16 protein-coding genes are annotated in these 15,686 nt (G+C 71.6%); 9 read left to right on the top strand and 7 right to left on the bottom strand.

Annotated features, from left to right (window positions below; all coding sequences use genetic code 11):
* The first annotated feature begins 407 nt into the window (after nucleotides 1–407).
* Together ACSHT8_RS09240 and ACSHT8_RS09235 are read left to right on the top strand one after the other, a co-directional pair.
* Nucleotides 408–2,012 (top strand): LuxR C-terminal-related transcriptional regulator, encoded by a 1,605-nt coding sequence (locus tag ACSHT8_RS09240; protein WP_436499653.1) that lies wholly within the window; start codon nucleotides 408–410, stop codon nucleotides 2,010–2,012.
* Between the two features lie 67 nt (nucleotides 2,013–2,079).
* Nucleotides 2,080–2,946, top strand: a complete 867-nt coding sequence (locus ACSHT8_RS09235) for an alpha/beta fold hydrolase (protein ID WP_436499651.1) — start codon at nucleotides 2,080–2,082, stop codon at nucleotides 2,944–2,946.
* Nucleotides 2,947–2,953: 7 nt separating this feature from the next.
* Here the strand turns inward: ACSHT8_RS09235 and ACSHT8_RS09230 are convergent, their stop codons facing one another.
* Entirely contained in the window at nucleotides 2,954–3,286 is a 333-nt protein-coding gene (locus ACSHT8_RS09230) for a YnfA family protein (RefSeq protein WP_436499649.1), read from the bottom strand.
* Nucleotides 3,287–3,604: 318 nt separating this feature from the next.
* Nucleotides 3,605–4,213 carry a TetR/AcrR family transcriptional regulator gene (locus tag ACSHT8_RS09225; RefSeq protein WP_436499647.1) on the bottom strand — a complete coding sequence of 203 codons (609 nt, stop codon included), beginning with the start codon at nucleotides 4,211–4,213 and terminating at the stop codon, nucleotides 3,605–3,607.
* Between the two features lie 93 nt (nucleotides 4,214–4,306).
* Here ACSHT8_RS09225 and ACSHT8_RS09220 point away from each other — a divergent pair, with 93 nt between their 5' ends.
* Together ACSHT8_RS09220 and ACSHT8_RS09215 are read left to right on the top strand one after the other, a co-directional pair.
* Nucleotides 4,307–5,482 (top strand): cytochrome P450, encoded by a 1,176-nt coding sequence (locus ACSHT8_RS09220; RefSeq protein WP_436499645.1) that lies wholly within the window; start codon nucleotides 4,307–4,309, stop codon nucleotides 5,480–5,482.
* Between the two features lie 5 nt (nucleotides 5,483–5,487).
* On the top strand, nucleotides 5,488–6,099 hold the full coding sequence (locus ACSHT8_RS09215; protein ID WP_436499644.1) for a class I SAM-dependent methyltransferase: 612 nt from the start codon (nucleotides 5,488–5,490) through the stop codon (nucleotides 6,097–6,099).
* Between the two features lies 1 nt (nucleotide 6,100).
* Here the strand turns inward: ACSHT8_RS09215 and ACSHT8_RS09210 are convergent, their stop codons facing one another.
* Nucleotides 6,101–6,754, bottom strand: coding sequence for an ArsR/SmtB family transcription factor (locus tag ACSHT8_RS09210; RefSeq protein ID WP_436499642.1), 654 nt, complete (start codon nucleotides 6,752–6,754; stop codon nucleotides 6,101–6,103).
* An 80-nt stretch (nucleotides 6,755–6,834) separates the two neighbouring features.
* Here ACSHT8_RS09210 and ACSHT8_RS09205 point away from each other — a divergent pair, with 80 nt between their 5' ends.
* Genes ACSHT8_RS09205 through ACSHT8_RS09195 form a run of 3 tightly spaced genes read left to right on the top strand, consistent with a single transcriptional unit; the run spans nucleotide 6,835 to nucleotide 10,561 of the window.
* On the top strand, nucleotides 6,835–8,196 hold the full coding sequence (locus tag ACSHT8_RS09205) for an MBL fold metallo-hydrolase (RefSeq protein WP_436499640.1): 1,362 nt from the start codon (nucleotides 6,835–6,837) through the stop codon (nucleotides 8,194–8,196).
* Nucleotides 8,193–9,437: an MFS transporter gene (locus ACSHT8_RS09200; protein WP_436499639.1), complete on the top strand. Its 1,245-nt coding sequence runs from the start codon at nucleotides 8,193–8,195 to the stop codon at nucleotides 9,435–9,437. The genes ACSHT8_RS09205 and ACSHT8_RS09200 overlap by 4 nt, the downstream gene beginning before the upstream one ends.
* The gene (locus ACSHT8_RS09195; protein ID WP_436499637.1) at nucleotides 9,434–10,561 is read left to right on the top strand and encodes a cysteine desulfurase family protein; all 1,128 of its coding nucleotides are present in this window, start codon (nucleotides 9,434–9,436) and stop codon (nucleotides 10,559–10,561) included. Before ACSHT8_RS09200 ends, ACSHT8_RS09195 begins: the two co-directional genes overlap by 4 nt.
* A gap of 1 nt (nucleotide 10,562) precedes the next feature.
* Here ACSHT8_RS09195 and ACSHT8_RS09190 read toward each other — a convergent pair whose 3' ends face one another.
* Together ACSHT8_RS09190 and ACSHT8_RS09185 are read right to left on the bottom strand one after the other, a co-directional pair.
* Nucleotides 10,563–11,486 carry an alkylmercury lyase family protein gene (locus ACSHT8_RS09190; RefSeq protein ID WP_436499635.1) on the bottom strand — a complete coding sequence of 308 codons (924 nt, stop codon included), beginning with the start codon at nucleotides 11,484–11,486 and terminating at the stop codon, nucleotides 10,563–10,565.
* Nucleotides 11,483–11,884 carry a MerR family transcriptional regulator gene (locus tag ACSHT8_RS09185; RefSeq protein ID WP_436499633.1) on the bottom strand — a complete coding sequence of 134 codons (402 nt, stop codon included), beginning with the start codon at nucleotides 11,882–11,884 and terminating at the stop codon, nucleotides 11,483–11,485. Before ACSHT8_RS09185 ends, ACSHT8_RS09190 begins: the two co-directional genes overlap by 4 nt.
* 109 nt (nucleotides 11,885–11,993) lie before the next feature.
* Between ACSHT8_RS09185 and ACSHT8_RS09180 the strand changes: the two genes are divergently transcribed.
* Nucleotides 11,994–12,293, top strand: a complete 300-nt coding sequence (locus ACSHT8_RS09180; protein WP_436499631.1) for a hypothetical protein — start codon at nucleotides 11,994–11,996, stop codon at nucleotides 12,291–12,293.
* Between the two features lie 93 nt (nucleotides 12,294–12,386).
* Nucleotides 12,387–12,659, top strand: coding sequence for a hypothetical protein (locus ACSHT8_RS09175; protein WP_436499629.1), 273 nt, complete (start codon nucleotides 12,387–12,389; stop codon nucleotides 12,657–12,659).
* Here the strand turns inward: ACSHT8_RS09175 and ACSHT8_RS09170 are convergent.
* A complete protein-coding gene (locus ACSHT8_RS09170; protein WP_436499627.1) occupies nucleotides 12,648–13,703 on the bottom strand; it encodes a flavin-containing monooxygenase in 1,056 nt (351 codons plus the stop codon). The genes ACSHT8_RS09175 and ACSHT8_RS09170 overlap by 12 nt on opposite strands.
* Entirely contained in the window at nucleotides 13,693–15,684 is a 1,992-nt protein-coding gene (locus ACSHT8_RS09165) for a heavy metal translocating P-type ATPase (protein WP_436499625.1), read from the bottom strand. Before ACSHT8_RS09165 ends, ACSHT8_RS09170 begins: the two co-directional genes overlap by 11 nt.
* Between the last annotated feature and the right edge of the window lie 2 nt (nucleotides 15,685–15,686).

Here is a 15,686-nt window from a genome sequence, read left to right as displayed (position 1 = left end):
AGATCGCGGCGGTCATTGCGGCCGGACCACTGCCCACATCACCGCGGCCGGTGACCGCGTGGCCACCCACGGCCGCGCCCACATCAGCGGCATCCGGACCCCTCGTCCGCACCGCCGCACGCGGCCCCTTGGGTAGAAACCACATCGCCCCAGTTCGGACGCGCGACACCGCGTGCCTCTTCCTCGCCTCCGTGGACACCGTGACCTTGGCCTTGGTGCTCACCCCGGGCCCATACGACCCACCCTGACCAGCGGCGGACACCCAACGAGCGACTGCTGTTCCACATGCCGCTCGGCTACCTGATTCGACCGACTACGACAGTTGACCTTGCCGCGATCGCTCCGGGCGCGTTGCCTCGCTCTCCGAACGGGGTGACGGTACGAGCTTGGAGGCGCACTATGACGGGGTGAGCTATCTCGCGTCAGTCGCCGCGGGTGAGCGAGCCCTGTCCGAGGGGGCGTGGGAGCGTGCCCGCGAGAGCTTCGAGGCCGCGTTGGCCGAGGACACGTCGGCGGCGGGCCTGGACGGTCTGGCCCGCGCGCTGTGGTGGATGGACCGGCCCGCGGAGGCGATCGACGCTCGCGTGCGGGCCTACGCGCTGCTGCGGCGCGAGGGGAACATCGCGCACGCGGTGCGGATCGCGTTGTGGCTGGCGCACGAGTACTCCGAGGTGCAGGGGAACGAGGCCGCCGCCGAGGGGTGGATCGCCCGGGCGGAGCACCTGCTGGCCGACCAGGCCGAGGTCCCCGAGCTGGGTCACCTCGACTTGGCGAAGGCCGAACGGTGCCTGGATCCCGCGGTCGCGGTCGGTCACGCGGAAGCCGCGCTGACGCTGGCGCGCAGGCTGGGCGATCCGGATCTCGAGCTCGCGGCGTTGGCCGGGATGGGGCTGGCCAGGCTCGCGCTCGGACAGGTCGACGAGGGCATGCGGCTGTTGGATCAGGCGATGGCGGCGGCGACCGGGGAGGAAGCGGCGACCTTCGAAGCGGTGGCCCGGACGTGCTGCAGCGTCGTGATGGCGTGCGACCTCGCGGGCGACGACGACCGCGTCCGGCAGTGGGGCCAGGTCGTGGCTGGCTACGTCCACCGGCACAACGAACTCCCGCTGCTCACGTTCTGCCAGGGCTGCGAGTCCGACCTGCTCAAGCCAGGGGAATCGGAGGCCGAACTGGTGCACGCTCTCGCCGATCTCGCCAACACCGGCAAGCGGTCCCGCTGCGTCGATCCCGCGGTCCGGCTGGCCCGGCTGCGGATCGCGCAGGGCCGGATCGAGGAGGCCGAGGAAGCGCTCGTCGGCTATGGCGGCTCACCGGCCGCGGTGCGCGCGGACGCCGCGATCCGGCTCGCCCGCGGCGAAACAGTGGCGGCGATCGCGCTGCTTGAACGGCAGTTGTCGCTGATCAGCCGCTCCGGACTGCCCGCGGTGCCGCTGCTGGCCCAACTCGTCGAGGCGCGGCTCGCCAATGACGACCCCGACGGCGCGCGGGCTGCGGTCGCCGAGTTGGAGAGCCACACCGGCAACGCACGAGTCACCGCCATCGCGCTGGCCGCTGCGGGCAGGGTGGCGCTGGCGACCGCCGCACCGCAGGCGGCCGAGACCCTCGAACGCGCCGTGGAGCTGTTCGGCAAGCTGGGGATGCCGCACGAACAGGCGCGGACCAGGCTCGACCTCGCGACGGCGCTGCGCGGCCGGGCGGGAGTGCTCGCGGTGGTCGAGGCCCAAGCCGCGCTCAAGACCTTCGAGGGACTGGGGGCGGTCAACGACGCCGACCGCGCCGCGGCCCTGTTGCGCGACCTGGGCGTGCGGGGACGCACCGGGCCCAAGGACGTGGGCCTGTTGACCGAGCGGGAGCGGCAGGTGCTCGGCCTGGTCGCGCAGGGCCTCACCAACCGGGAGATCGGTGCTCGGCTCTACCTCAGCGCCAAGACCGTCGGACACCATGTGAGCGCCGTGCTGCGCAAGCTGGGCGTGAAGACCCGGACCGAGGCGGCCTCCCGGGTCGTCGAATAGGGAATGTGCCCGATCCTTCCCGGCCGCGGGCGGCGCAGGCTCCTTTCACACCTGAAAGGAGACGGCCATGACAACCGCGACTATCCCCGTCGACGACATCCAGGTCCACTGCACGGTGGTCGGCGAAGGAACCCCACTCATCGTCCTGCACGGCGCGATCGGACTCGGCTCGACCTACATGCGCCCCTTGGACCGCTGGGCCAGCGACTTCCAACTCGTCTACTACGACCAGCGCGGCAGCGGTCAAACCCCGCTGGGTGACCTGGCGAAGGTCACGTTCGCCGGAGCGATCGATGACCTCGACGAACTTCGCACCGCGCTCGGCATCGACCGCGTCAACCTGGTCGGCCACTCCGCGGGCGCGATCCTCGCCGCCCTGTACGCCGGGAAACGTCCAGGGACCACGTCCTCGATCGTGCTGCTCAACCCAGCCCCTCCGCTCGACCCCCGATTGCAAATGAGGCAAGGGATGGAGATGGCGTCCCGCCGCACCCCCGCCGACGACGCCGCCAAACAGGAGATCGAAGCGTCTCCCGGGTTCCAAGCGCGAGACCCGGAAACCCTGCAACGCCACGCGCTCAACACGTTCATCCCGTTCTTCCGCGACCGGGCGACCATCGAGACGGTCACCCTCGACTTCACCGGGCTCATCGCAGGCAGCGTGCAGGCGGCGGGGGAGCGCATGTTCGGCTCACTGGGCGCGCTCGACCCCATGTCCACCCTCGCCGCGATCGAGTGCCCCACCCTGGTCGTCCACTCGGAGCTGGACCCCGTCCCCGTCGAGTGGGCCCACGCGCTCGTCGACGCCATCCCCGGCGCGGACTACGCCCTGCTCGAAGGCGGCAGCCACTTCGCCCACGTCGAGGACGCCGACCAACTCTGCGACGCCGTCCTGCCCTGGCTGAACAAGAACGCCGCGCGACCGCGCCGATGACTCTCGGCTAACCGCGCGGCGCATACATAATCACCACAACCCCGGCCAGGCACAGGGCGGCGCCGAGGTAGTCCCACAGGTCTGGCTTGAACTTGTCGACGACCATGCCCCAGGCCAGCGAGCCGGCGACGAACACCCCGCCGTAGGCGGCCAGGATGCGCCCGAAGTGGGCGTCGGGCTGCAAGGTCGCCACGAATCCGTAGATCCCCAGCGACAGCACACCAGCGCCAATCCACAACAGACCGCGATGTTCGCGAACGCCCTGCCAGACCAGCCACGCACCGCCGATCTCGGCGAGCGCGGCCAGTCCGAACAGGACCAGGGAGCGGATGACCGTCATGACCGCGACGGTAGCCCGCCCTCATCGCCCTCGTACTGGGCTGCAGCGGTGAACACACCGACGGCACCACCACGACCGGGATGACACCACAGGCTGTGCAGCGCCGGCGTCCAGCCGCGCCGTGGGGCGGTCATCGCTGACAGCATGGCCACCCGACGGTCCTTTCCTCGGCGATGTTCAGCCTGGTCAGCCCGATCCGATCGGACCCGCGCGCCGACGTCGCGGACAAGTCATCGAACTCGCCACCCTCTGCTGTCGATCGCCATGGGCAGCGTGCACGCGGTACCCAAGTGATCTCAGATCGGAGGGCATCTTTGCTCATGGCACAAACGGCGAGCCTGGGTCTGCTTGTGCGGCGCGGATCGCTGCGCCGACGAGGTGGCCGATGCGGTCGGCAGCGTGGTCGGGATCGGGTTGGCCTGCGTCGAGCCAGGCGATCACGGCTTCGAGGGTGAGGGTGGGGAGCAGGGTGGCCGCCCAGGTTCGCCATGGGCCTTCGGGGATCACCGCGGCGAGGTGGGTTTCGGCGATCTCGGTGGAGGCCGACCGGATCGTGTCGATCACGTCGCGGAACTCCGGTTCGCGGACAGCGTGGCGGAACAGGACGCGGAATCCGTCGGGGTCGTTGGCGGCGGCGCGGAGCAGGCTGGCGATGCTGTTGCCGTCGAAGTCCGTGCCGACGGTGTCGCCGACGCGGGTGCAGGCGCGGTCGAGCACGGCGCGATAGAGGTCAGACTTCGAGTCGAAGTGGCGGTAGAGGAGTACGCGGGTGATGTCGGCTTCGGCGGCGATGTCGTCCAATCCCGTTGCGGCGTAGCCGGTTCGGGCGAACGCCCGGGTGGCCGCGTCGAGGATCTGCTCGCGTCGCTCTGGCCGGGCAAGGCGCGGGGCGGGCCGCGGTCTGCCCTCGGACGGTCGTGCGGCCATCGCCCACTCCTCCTGGTTGTTTACGTCGGAGTATACATGTAGCGTTGTTTACGTTGACGTATACACACGTGAGTGAACATCGGAGGTTCGGTCATGGGAGTGTTGCTGCGGTTGCCGTTCGAGCAGCCGAATCCGCTCCGGGTCGCTCCGGCGTTGCGGGAGTTGGTGTCCGCGGGCTCGGTGCATCGGGTCCGGACGGCGGTGGGTGACGAAGCGTGGCTGGTCACCGGGTACGCCGAGGTGCGTGAGCTGCTCGACGACCGTCGTCTCGGCCGTTCCCATCCAGACCCGGGCAGCGCAGCCCGGACCGGCGAGTCCGCGCTGTTCGGCGGGCCGATGGGCGAGTTCGACACCGAGATGGTCGATCACGCGCGGATGCGGTCGCTGCTGCAGCCGCACTTCACGCCAGGTCGGGTGCGCGCCCTGGCCCCGCGCGTCGAGGCGATGACGACGCGCCTGCTCGACGATCTGGCCGAGCAGGGTTCGCCCGCGGATCTGCATGCCGCGGTGGCGCTTCCGTTGCCGGTCCTGGTGATCTGCGAGCTGCTCGGCGTGCCCTATGAGGACCGCGACCAGTTCCGCGCGTGGACCCAGGCCGCCGCCGACGTGGCGGATCGGGGCCGGTCCGAGCGGGGGCTCGGCGAGTTGTTCGGCTACGGGCTTCGGCTGGTCGCCCGCAAGCGCCGCGATCCCGGCGACGACGTGATCTCTCGGCTCTGCGCCACCGACGGCGTCGGCGACGAGGAGGCCGCGGGGCTGTCGATGGCGTTGTTGTTCGCCGGGCACGAGACCACCGTGGTCCAGATCGGGATGGGCGCGGCGCTGTTGCTGGACGACGCCGATCAGTGGAAGGCGATCTTGGCTGACCCGGGACTGATCGCGAGCGCGGTCGAGGAGATCATGCGGGCGCCGCAACGAGGTGGCGGCGGTATCCCGCGCTACGCGCGCGAGGACTTCGAGGTCGACGGCGTAGTGATCCGCGCGGGAGACCTTGTGCTGTTGGACAACGGCGCCGCCAACCACGACGCGGCGGTGTTCCCCGACCCGGACCGCGTGGATGTCACGCGGCGGGCCGCGGGGCACCTGAGCTTCGGGCACGGCGCCCGCTACTGCGTCGGCGCCGCGCTGGCCCGCGTCGAGCTGGCGGCGGTGTTCGGTCAGCTGGTTCCGCGATTCCCGGACATGAGGTTGGCTGTCCCTGTGGAGGAACTGGAGATCCGGCGCGATGTTCTGACCGGGGGACTGGTCGAGCTTCCGGTGAGGTGGTGACCGCCGTGTCGTTGTTCGCACGGATCTATCCGCAGCTGAGTCAGGCCATGGAGCGCGGCGGCATGGGCGAGCACCGCGCGAGGCTGCTCCACGGTCTGACCGGCAGCGTCCTCGACGTCGGCGCGGGCAACGGGCTCAACTTCGCCCACTACCCGCCCACGGTCGCCTCCGTGCTCGCCGTCGAACCGGACCCGCGCTTGCGCCGGATCGCCGAGACCGCGGCAGGGCGCGCGGCGGTGCCGGTCGAGGTCGTGGCCGGAATCGCCGAGCGGCTGCCCGCCGCCGATGCCAGTGTTGACGCGGTGGTCGTTTCACTGGTGCTGTGTTCGGTGCCCGACCAGGACGCCGCGCTGGCCGAGTGCCGCCGGGTGCTGAAACAGGGCGGGCAGCTGCGGTTCCTCGAACACGTTCAGGCCGACACTCGCGGCGTGGTCCGGCTACAGCGCGCCTTGGACGCCACGTTTTGGCCCTGGATGGCGGGCGGCTGCCACATCGGACGGGACACGGTCGCCGCGATCGAGCGCGCGGGTTTCACCGTCGATCAGCTCGACCGGTTCACCTTTCCCGACGTGCGGACCCCGTTCTCCTTTCACGTCCTGGGTACCGCGGTGCGGTGAGTCAGGTCGCGACCGGCAGGTCGGCCAAGCGCCATTCGAGCATGCCCTCCGACAGCCGACGAGCGCTGCGGCCCTGGGCGATGAGAAGCCGGACGGCGTCGTAGGCGAACACGCAGTAGGCGCCGCGGCAGTAGGCGACGATCTCCTGGCCGGCGGGGAGCTCCGCGAGCCGCTGAGGCAGCTCGTCCACAGGGATCGACAGCGCGCCGGGGATGTGTCCGGCGGCGTACTCCTCGTGGGGGCGGACGTCGATCACTGTGACCTCGCCGTCGCGCGCGCGGCGCAGCAGTTCCTCGCGGGTGACCTCGTCGGTGTCCGGTCCGAGGTAGGCGGCACGGGCGGCCTCGGCGTCGGGCAGGCGGTCGCGAGCGACGGTGCGCACGAGCGCGAACAGAGCGGCGACGTCCTCGCCCGCGAGTCGGTAGTGGATCTTCGTTCCGTCGCGTCGGGTCGCGACGAGGTTGGCCTGTTTCAAGGCTTGCAGGTGGGATGAGGCGGTGGTCAGGCCGAGGTCGGCCGCCCGCGCGAGCGCCTCGACGGTGCGTTCGCCCTGGGCGAGTAGGTCGAGCAGTTCCAGCCGCTTTCCGCTGCCCAGCGCCTTGCCGACGCGGGCGAACTGGTCGAACAAAGCGGTCTTCGCGTCCCGGTCAGGCATGATTCTCCAATCATCTGTGGAATAGTGTAGAACATGGTTGCGGGTGGCGGTTGGCCAGCCGTGAACGCGAGGAGGCAGCTGTGGCCGCGCTGGAAGTGGTTCCGCTCGTGGACGAGGGGTTGGGCAACTCGGCCTACCTGGTCGACCTCGGCGATGGGCGGGCATTGGCCGTGGACGTCAGCCGTGACCTGCGCTCCGTGCGCGCACTCGCGCAGCGGCGGGGGTGGACGATCGCGTTCGCCGCGGACACGCACCTGCACGCCGACTTCCTCTCCGGCGCCCACCAGCTCGCCGCCACCGACGGCGCCCGGGTGCTGGCCTCGGTCGCGGGGGACCGCGAGTTCGATCACCTCGGCCTGCGCGACGGCGACGAGGTCGACCTCGGGGGCCTGCGGCTGCGCACCCTGGCCACGCCGGGACACACCCACGAGCACGTGTCGTTCCTACTGCTCGATGGCGACACCGAGCTGGGCGTGTTCACCGGAGGCTCCCTGATCGTGGGCGCCGCCGCCCGCACAGACCTGGTCTCCCAGGAGCAGACCGAGCCGCTCGCCCGCGCCCAGTACGCCTCCCTGCGCCGCCTGAGCACACTGGCCGACGACGTGGTGGTGTGGCCGACACACGGCGCGGGCTCGTTCTGCTCGGCACCACCCGGCGCCGATCGCGTCAGCACGATCGGCCGAGAGAAGGCCACCAACGCGCTGCTACGGGCCGCCGACGAGGACAGCTTCGTCACCGCCCTGCTGGACTCACTCGGCAGCTTCCCCCCGTACTTCCTGCGCCTGGGCGAGCTCAACCGACGCGGCCCCGCCGTCCTGCGCGCCGCGCCCGCGCTGCCCCCGCTTGATGTCGACAGGTTCCGCGTGTTGCTCGCCGAGGGCGCGGTGCTCATCGACGTCCGCCCGGTGACCGCGTTCGCCGCCGGACATGTGCCCGGCGCGTTGTCGATCCCGCTGCGGCCGGCGTTCGCGTCCTGGCTGGGCTGGCTCGCCCCGCACGACCGGCCGATCGTCCTCGTGCGCGACCCCGGCCAAGACCTCGTCGACGCCGCATGGCAGGCCGCCAAGATCGGCTACGACAACCTGGTCGGCGAACTCGTCGGCGGTACGGCCGCCTGGATTGCTGCCGGACACCCGATCGCCCGCACGCGCCTGGCCCGCGCCGACGATCTCGCGGGCGTCCGCGTGCTCGACGTGCGCCAGACCTCGGAGTTCGCCGACGGCCACGTCCCCGGCGCCGTCCACATCGAACTCGGCGAACTGCCCTCGCGGGTCGACGAGCTCGCGGTCGAGCCGACCGTGGTGATGTGCGGCCACGGGGAACGCGCGATGGGCGCGGCCAGCGTCCTCGAACGCGTCGGGCACCGCGACCTCGCCGTCCTCGAAGGCGGTCCCGGCGACTGGACCCGGGCCACCGGTCGCGACCTGGAGACCGGGGAGTGACCACCACGCTGGGTTTGCGCGCCAACCTCGCCCAATTCAGCCTGCTGGTGGCCGTCAACGCGCTGGTGGGCGGCATGCTCGGGCAGGAACGTACGGTGCTGCCGCTGCTGGCCGAGCAGGAGTTCCACCTCGCCGCCTACACCGCCGCCCTTACCTACATCCTCGCGTTCGGTGTCAGCAAGGCCGCCACCAACTACTTCGCTGGCACCTTCTCCGACCGCTACGGCCGCAAACCGGTGCTGCTGGCAGGGTGGTTGGTCGCGATCCCGGTGCCGCTGCTGCTGATCTGGGCACCGCACTGGGGCTGGGTCGTGGCCGCCAACGTCCTGCTCGGAATCAACCAGGGCCTGACCTGGTCCACCACCGTGATCATGAAGATCGACCTCGCCGGACCCTCCCGACGCGGCCTGGCGATGGGCCTCAACGAGGCCGCGGGCTATATCGCCGTCGCCGCCACCGCGCTGGCCACCGGCTACCTCGCCGCCCGATATGGGTTGCGGCCCGCGCCGTTCCTACTCGGCTTGTCTTATGTCGCACTGGGTTTGGGCCTGTCGGCGTTCTTCGTCCGGGAGACCCGCGACCACGCCCGCCTGGAAGCCGCCACCCACCGCGGCCGCCACCACCACCTGCACGGCGAGCTGACCGACCGCGAAGTCTTCGCCCACACCAGCCTGCGCGAACCCGCCCTGTCAGCGGCCAGCCAAGCGGGCATGGTCAACAACCTCAACGACGGACTCGCCTGGGGCCTGTTCCCGATCCTGTTCGCCACCACCGGCATGTCCATCAGCCGCATCGGCGTCCTCGCCGCCCTCTATCCGGCGGTCTGGGGACTCGGCCAACTTGTGACTGGCCCGCTGTCGGACCGGTGGGGCCGCAAACACCTCATCACCGCCGGAATGCTCACCCAGGCCGCCGCGCTCGCCCTGTTCGCCGCCGCCGACACCTTCACCGTCTGGGCCGCCGCGGCGATCCTGCTCGGCGCGGGCACCGCGATGGTCTACCCGACCCTGTTGGCCACGATCGGCGACGTCGCCCACCCCGCCTGGCGCGCCCGCGCCGTCGGCGTCTACCGGCTCTGGCGCGACGGCGGCTTCGCCGTCGGCGCCCTGCTCGCAGGCGCCATCGCCGACCTCTATGGCCTGCGCCCCGCGATCTGGACCGTCGCCGCGATCACCGCCACCTCCGGCCTGATCGTCGCCGTGCGCATGTACGAAACCCACACCCCGGAGCGTTCGTCATGACCGTCCCCACAGGACCGCCGATCTACCTCGACCACAACGCCACCACCCCGGTCGACCCGCGGGTCACCGCCGTGTGCCTGCCGTACCTGACCGACCACTTCGGCAACCCCTCCAGCGGCCACACCTACGGCCACACCGCCCGCCACGCCGTCGACACCGCCCGCGCGAGCGTGGCCGAATTCCTGGGCTGCGCGCCCGACGAGGTTGTGTTCACCGGCAGCGGCTCCGAAAGCGACACCCTCGCCATCCGCGGCGCCGCACTCGCGGGCAGCGGTGACCACGTCATCACCCAGGTCACCGAACACCCCGCCGTCCTCGCCGCCTGCGACGCGCTGCGCAGACTGCACGGCTTCCAGGTGACCGAACTGCCTGTCGACGAACACGGCCTGGTCGACCCCGGCGCCCTGGCCGCCGCGCTCACCGACCGCACCGTGCTGGTGTCGATCATGCACGCCAACAACGAGACCGGCACCGTCCAACCCATCCGGGAGCTCGCCGCCCTCGCCCACGCCCGCGGCGCGCTGTTCCACACCGACGCCGCCCAGTCCGCGGGCAAACTCGACCTGTCCGACCTCGGCGTCGACCTGCTCACCATCGCCGGACACAAGATGTACGCCCCGAAAGGCGTCGGCGCCCTCTACGTCCGAAAAGGACTCGACCTCGAACCGACCGTCTACGGCGGAGGACAGGAAAGCGGCAGGCGCGGCGGCACCGAGAACGTCGCACTCGTCGTCGCCCTCGGCACGGCCGCCCGACTGGCCATGGACGATCACGGCGCCCCACAACGACTCCAGCACTTACGAGACCTGCTGCACCACCTGCTCGACGAGAACCTGCCGGGCCGGGTGCACCTCAACGGGCACCCCACCCGCCGGGTGCCCAACACCCTCAACGTCAGCATCGACGGCACCCTCGGCGCCGCGCTGCTGGCCGCCGTACCCGGCATCGCCGCCTCCACCGGATCGGCCTGCCACGAAGGCGAAACCCGCCCCTCCGCAGTCCTCACCGCGATGGGACACCCGTCAGACCGCGCACTTGCCGCCCTGCGGTTGACGCTGGGCCGATCGACCACGGCCGACGACATCCAGTACGCGGCGACCCAGCTCACCGCCGCCGCGTCCTGACCTAGCGCGCCAAGAGTCCACCGAAGATCCGCCGACCTAGCGCCTCGGCGTCGGCGCCGTCGAGGATCTCGCCGGGAATGTGGGGATGGGCTCGCGACCACGTCTGCGCGCTCGCCCGATCGGTGAACACGTTGAGGGCGTCGCAGCAGTTCTCTGCGGACGGGCCGCCGCCGGGGCGGGCGCCAACGAACACCACCGCGCCCGGCGGGTCCCACTGGGCGCGCCCGGCGGCGATTGTGACGGTGATCGGCAGGCCGTTGGTCGGGTCGGTGGTGGCGATCACCGCGTCGGCACCGAGCATGGCGGGCATCCCCAACGCGTCGATCGCGCACATCGCGTACACCTCCACGCCGCCCGCGAGCCGGACCCGGTGCGCGGTGGGTGCCGCGGAGAACGGATAGGCGACCTGGACGCGCCCGGCCGCGTCGACCCGGATGACGTCGGCGTCGTGCAGCCGGGCGAGCACCTGGTCACCCGTCTCGGCGAACGACCCAGCCACCTGATCCACTGTGGCGGGCGGGGCTCCAGTCGCGGCGAAGGACCGCAGGATCGCCTGGTGCACCGCGCGTTCGGCCGGGTCCGCTGGTGCCGCCCGGGCCCGCCAGTCCCGCAACGCCACCGACGCGCGCCTGCGATCGAGGGCATCGCGGAGTCGGGCGACCGAGGGAGCGCCGTCGAGGTGACCGTCCTCGTGGCGGTAGAGCCTGCACGACACGCTGGGCGCGACTCCCGGCTCGGCGAACGGGTCGACGCCGTCCACCAGCAGGGTGGGGGAGCCGGTCATCCCCACCGCCGCCGCGGTCTCGGCGTCTCGCACCACCCGCTCGACGACGTCGATGACGACATCGGCGAGGGCCTGGTCGAGCCGCTCACGCAGCACGGGCACGCTCGGGCAGTCCGGCACGTGCAGAATCTCCACCCTCATATCTCTCCATCCTCATGCAGGCTGAGCAGCAGCGGACACCGCCGGTCGGCACGTGGGAGATCGCACGTCGCCGCCAGGTCGGCCAGCGAGTCACGCATCCGCCGCAGGTCGCTGATCCGCCGATCCAGTTCGTCCATCCGCGACTGAGCCAACGCTCGCGCGGGCTCACAGTCCTCTGGGCCGCCCGCGGCCAGGTTCAGCAACTCCAACACCTCGGCGAGAGTGAACCCGAGTTCCTGCGCCCGCTTCACGAACCGGACCGTCCGCACCGCCCCCGCCGGATACGCCCGATACCCCGACGGCGACCGCGGCGGCTCCTCGACCAGACCACGACGCTCGTAGTACCGCAGGGTCTGCACGTTCACCCCGGCCCGAGCGGCGACTTCGCTGCTGCGCATGTCCCCATCCTCAACCCTGTACCCACCTACAGGGTCAAGTCTGCACCCCAGGCGCTCGCCGACCCGGGTTAGGCGAATACTGGGCAACGACCGCCTTCGGAGGCACACGATGACCGTTCAACGCGACGAGGATCCGGCCACGGCACCGACGTGCTGGTGCTGCGGCAAGGAACACCCCGAGGCACGGTTGGTCCGCCTGGGCGCGCATCCTGAGGTCGGTGTCTGTCTCGACTGCGCGCGCTGGCTGCACCGCCGAGCCCGCCAGCGCGAGGACGAGCACCGCTCCGGGCTCGGACCGCGGCTACGCGCGAGCATCGACGCCGTGCGGGCGACGGTGATCCGCCGCGGCTGGCACGAGCGCGGCGTCCTCGGCGCCCTGCTGCGCCGCATCGACCGCCGCCTGCCCTAGCAGCCGGCATCTGGGGACGCCGAACAACCATGGCTGTGTCCCGACGCGGCGTGGCACACTACCGCCGCCCTGCCACCACTTCCGTGCGAGGAAATGATGCGCTCCGAACCGCGCCGTGACGCTGCCCGTCGCCGGAACGTCGTCATCGCCGCACTCGCCGCCCTGGGCGGCGCCCTGGTCATCGTCCTGCTCGCCACGGGTGGGCTGGACTCATTCGGCCCGGCCGCGCGGGATCCGTGGATGATCGGGGTGGTCGTCGTGCTGATCACGGGCGTCGTCATCATCCGAGTGCGGCCGAGCCGCGGCGGCGACCCGATGGACAACGCGTGCTGCCCGCCGCCGGAGAAGTCGACGTCAGGGCACTGACCGCGCTGTCGAAGGCTTGCGGGCGAGGTGGCCGATGAGGTGGGTGACGTCGTGGCCGACCCAGCCGAGTAACGCGGAGCCGCGGGTCCGCTGGTAGGGCAGACCCAGGTAGTACAGGCCGGGGACCGGGCCCACGCCCGCCTCGTGTCGTGGGTGGCCGTCGGTGCCGATGGCGCCGGGGACGGTGAGCCACGTGTAGTCGGACCGGTATCCGGTCGCCCACACGATGGTGGACGCCTCGACCTGATCGCCGTCGGCGGTACGCAGCCCATCGGCGACCCGCCCGGTCAGCCGCACCCCGAGGTGTTCGAGGTCGCGCAGGCTGGTGCCGATCAGCGGGTCCCGCTCGCGCATCCGCTTGCCGAGCCGGCTGTCGGCCGGGATCCGCATGACGCCCAGCCGGTTCAGCCAGGTGAACAGGTCGCGTCCGAGAACTCGTTGCGGCAGCGCGGGTTGCCGGGTTCCGACGGCGAGGGTGACCGCTCGGGTGCGGGCCAGTTCCTCGGCGATCTGGACACCGGAGTTCCCGGCGCCCACCACGAGGACCGGCCCGTCAGGCAGTTGCTCGGGGTTGCGGTAGCCGGCGGTGTGCAGCTGAGTGATCTCCGGGGCCAAGCGGTCGGCGAACGCCGGGACTGCAGGTTCCTGGAACGGGCCGGTGGCCACCACGACCGAGGTCGCGGTGTGGATCCCTCGGTCGGTGACCGCCTCGAACCGGCCGTCACCGGCCCTGCGGAGTTCGCGCACACCAGCGCCCAAACACAGCGGGAGCGCGAAGTGCCGGGCGTAGTCGGCGAGGTAGGCGGCGACCTCGTCCTTGCCCGGCAGGTGGTCGGCGGGCGCGGGGAACGCCAACCCGGGCAGCGCACTGAACCGGGCCGGGGTGAACAGCCGCAGCGAATCCCACCGCCGCCGCCAACTCTGACCGACCTCGGGCGCGGCGTCGACGATCAGGAAGTCCAGGCCCACCCGGGCCAACTCGTAGCCCATGGCCAGACCGGCCTGCCCCGCCCCGATGACCAGGACGTCGGTCTCAGCAGGCATCGCAGCACCCGCCGCTGTCCCCCTTGCTCACGACCGACACGGCCAGGGTCTGCGGCGTGGCCGGGCTCGCGGCGGTGACCCCGGGCAGGGCGGTCGTCTTCGCGGCGCGGATGGCGTTGAGGATGACCAGGACCTCGGCCGACTCGTGCACCAGGACGACGGTGGCCAGGCCCAGCACGCCGAACGCGGCCAGCGGGATGAGCACGCCGATGATGGCCAGGGACAGGCCGACGTTCTGCAGCATCACCGTCCGCGCGTGGCGGGCGTGGGCGAGCACCTGGGGCAGGTGCCGCAGGTCCTCGCCCATCAGCGCGACGTCGGCGGTCTCGATGGCCACGTCGGTGCCCATCGCGCCCATGGCGATCCCGACGTCGGCGGTGGCCAGGGCGGGGGCGTCGTTCACGCCGTCGCCGACCATCGCGATCGCGCGGCCCGCGCGCAGTTCGGCGAGCAGGGTCGCCTTGTCCTCGGGCAGCAGTTCGGCGTGGACGGTGTCGATGCCCGCTTGGGCGGCCAGCGCGGTGGCGGTGCGGGTGTTGTCGCCGGTGAGCATCGCGGTGCGGATGCCCATGCTGTGGAGCCTGCTGATGACCTCGGGGGCCTCGTCGCGCAGCTCGTCGCGCACCGCGATCGCTCCGAGCAGGGTGTCGGCGCGTTCGACGAGCACGACCGTCGCGCCCGCCGACTGCAGCCGTTCGAGGTCAGCGGCCAACTCGCGGGCGGGCACCCAGCCGGGTTTGCCCAGGCGGAGGGTCATGCCGTCGACACACCCGTGCAGGCCATGGCCGGCAACCGCGGTCACGTCGCTCGCGGTGGGAACGGTGTGCGCGGCGGCGAGGATCGCGCGGGCCAGGGGGTGCTCGCTGCGCGCCTCCAGCGCCGCCGCCGCGGCGAGCACGTCGTCGCGGGTCGCCTCTCCCGCGGTGACGACGTCCACCACGCGCGGGGCGTTGCGGGTCAGCGTGCCGGTCTTGTCCAGCGCGACGACGCCGACGCGCCCCAGTTCCTCCAGTGCGGCACCGCCCTTGACCAGCGTGCCGTGCCTGCTCGCGGCGCCGACGGCGGCGACCACGGTCAACGGGATAGAAATCGCCAGCGCACACGGCGACGCCGCGACCAACACCACCAGCGCCCGCTCCACCCACACCAGCGGATCATCGGCAACCAATCCGACCGCGGCGATCAGCACCGCCAACCCCATGATCGCGGGCACCAGCGGACGGGCGATCCGGTCGGCCAGCCGCTGCCCACCGCCCTTGCGGTCCTGCGCCTCCTCCACGATGTGCACGATCCGGGCCAGCGACGAATCCGCCGCCCGCGCGAGGACCTCGACCTCGATCGCGCCGCCGCCGTTGATAGCCCCCGCGTGCACCCAGTCACCCGGCCCGGCCTCGACCGGCACCGACTCCCCGGTGATCGCCGACAGGTCCAGGCTCGTGCGGCCCGCCAGGATCACCCCGTCGGTCGCGGCGCGCTCACCGGGCCGCAGCACCATTCGGTCACCCAGCACGAGATCGTCCGGCGCCACCTGGACCTCGACCCCGTCCCGCAACACCGACGCCGTCGGCGGCACCAAACCGAGCAACGCCCGCAACCCCCGCCGGGTCCGGGCGATGGCGTAATGCTCCAACCCCTCGGCGATCGAGAACAGCACCCCCAACATCGCCGCCTCGGTGACCTGCCCCAACGCGACCGCACCGACCGCGGCGATCGTCATCAGCGTGCCGACCCCGACTCGGCGCCGCGCCAGATTCCGCAACGCCCCAGGCACGAACGACGCCGCACCCACCACCGCCGACGCCAGCTGCAGCCCGGCGCCCACCCGGCCAGGGATCACCAGCCCCGCGGCAAGCAGCACCGCCGCGACCGCCGCCAACCTCAGCTCACGAACGTCCCATAACCGTGCGGGACCGTAGTCCCGCTCCACGCCCGCATCCGCTGCCGGGCGGGCCTCCTGAGGACCGCAACACTCGTCAGCCACGC

The organism is Actinokineospora sp. HUAS TT18 (assembly GCF_051364635.1).
Classification (GTDB): Bacteria; Actinomycetota; Actinomycetes; order Mycobacteriales; family Pseudonocardiaceae; genus Actinokineospora.
The sequence above is the reverse complement of the archived record's forward strand: the minus strand, read 5'-3'. Positions and strand labels throughout refer to the sequence as shown.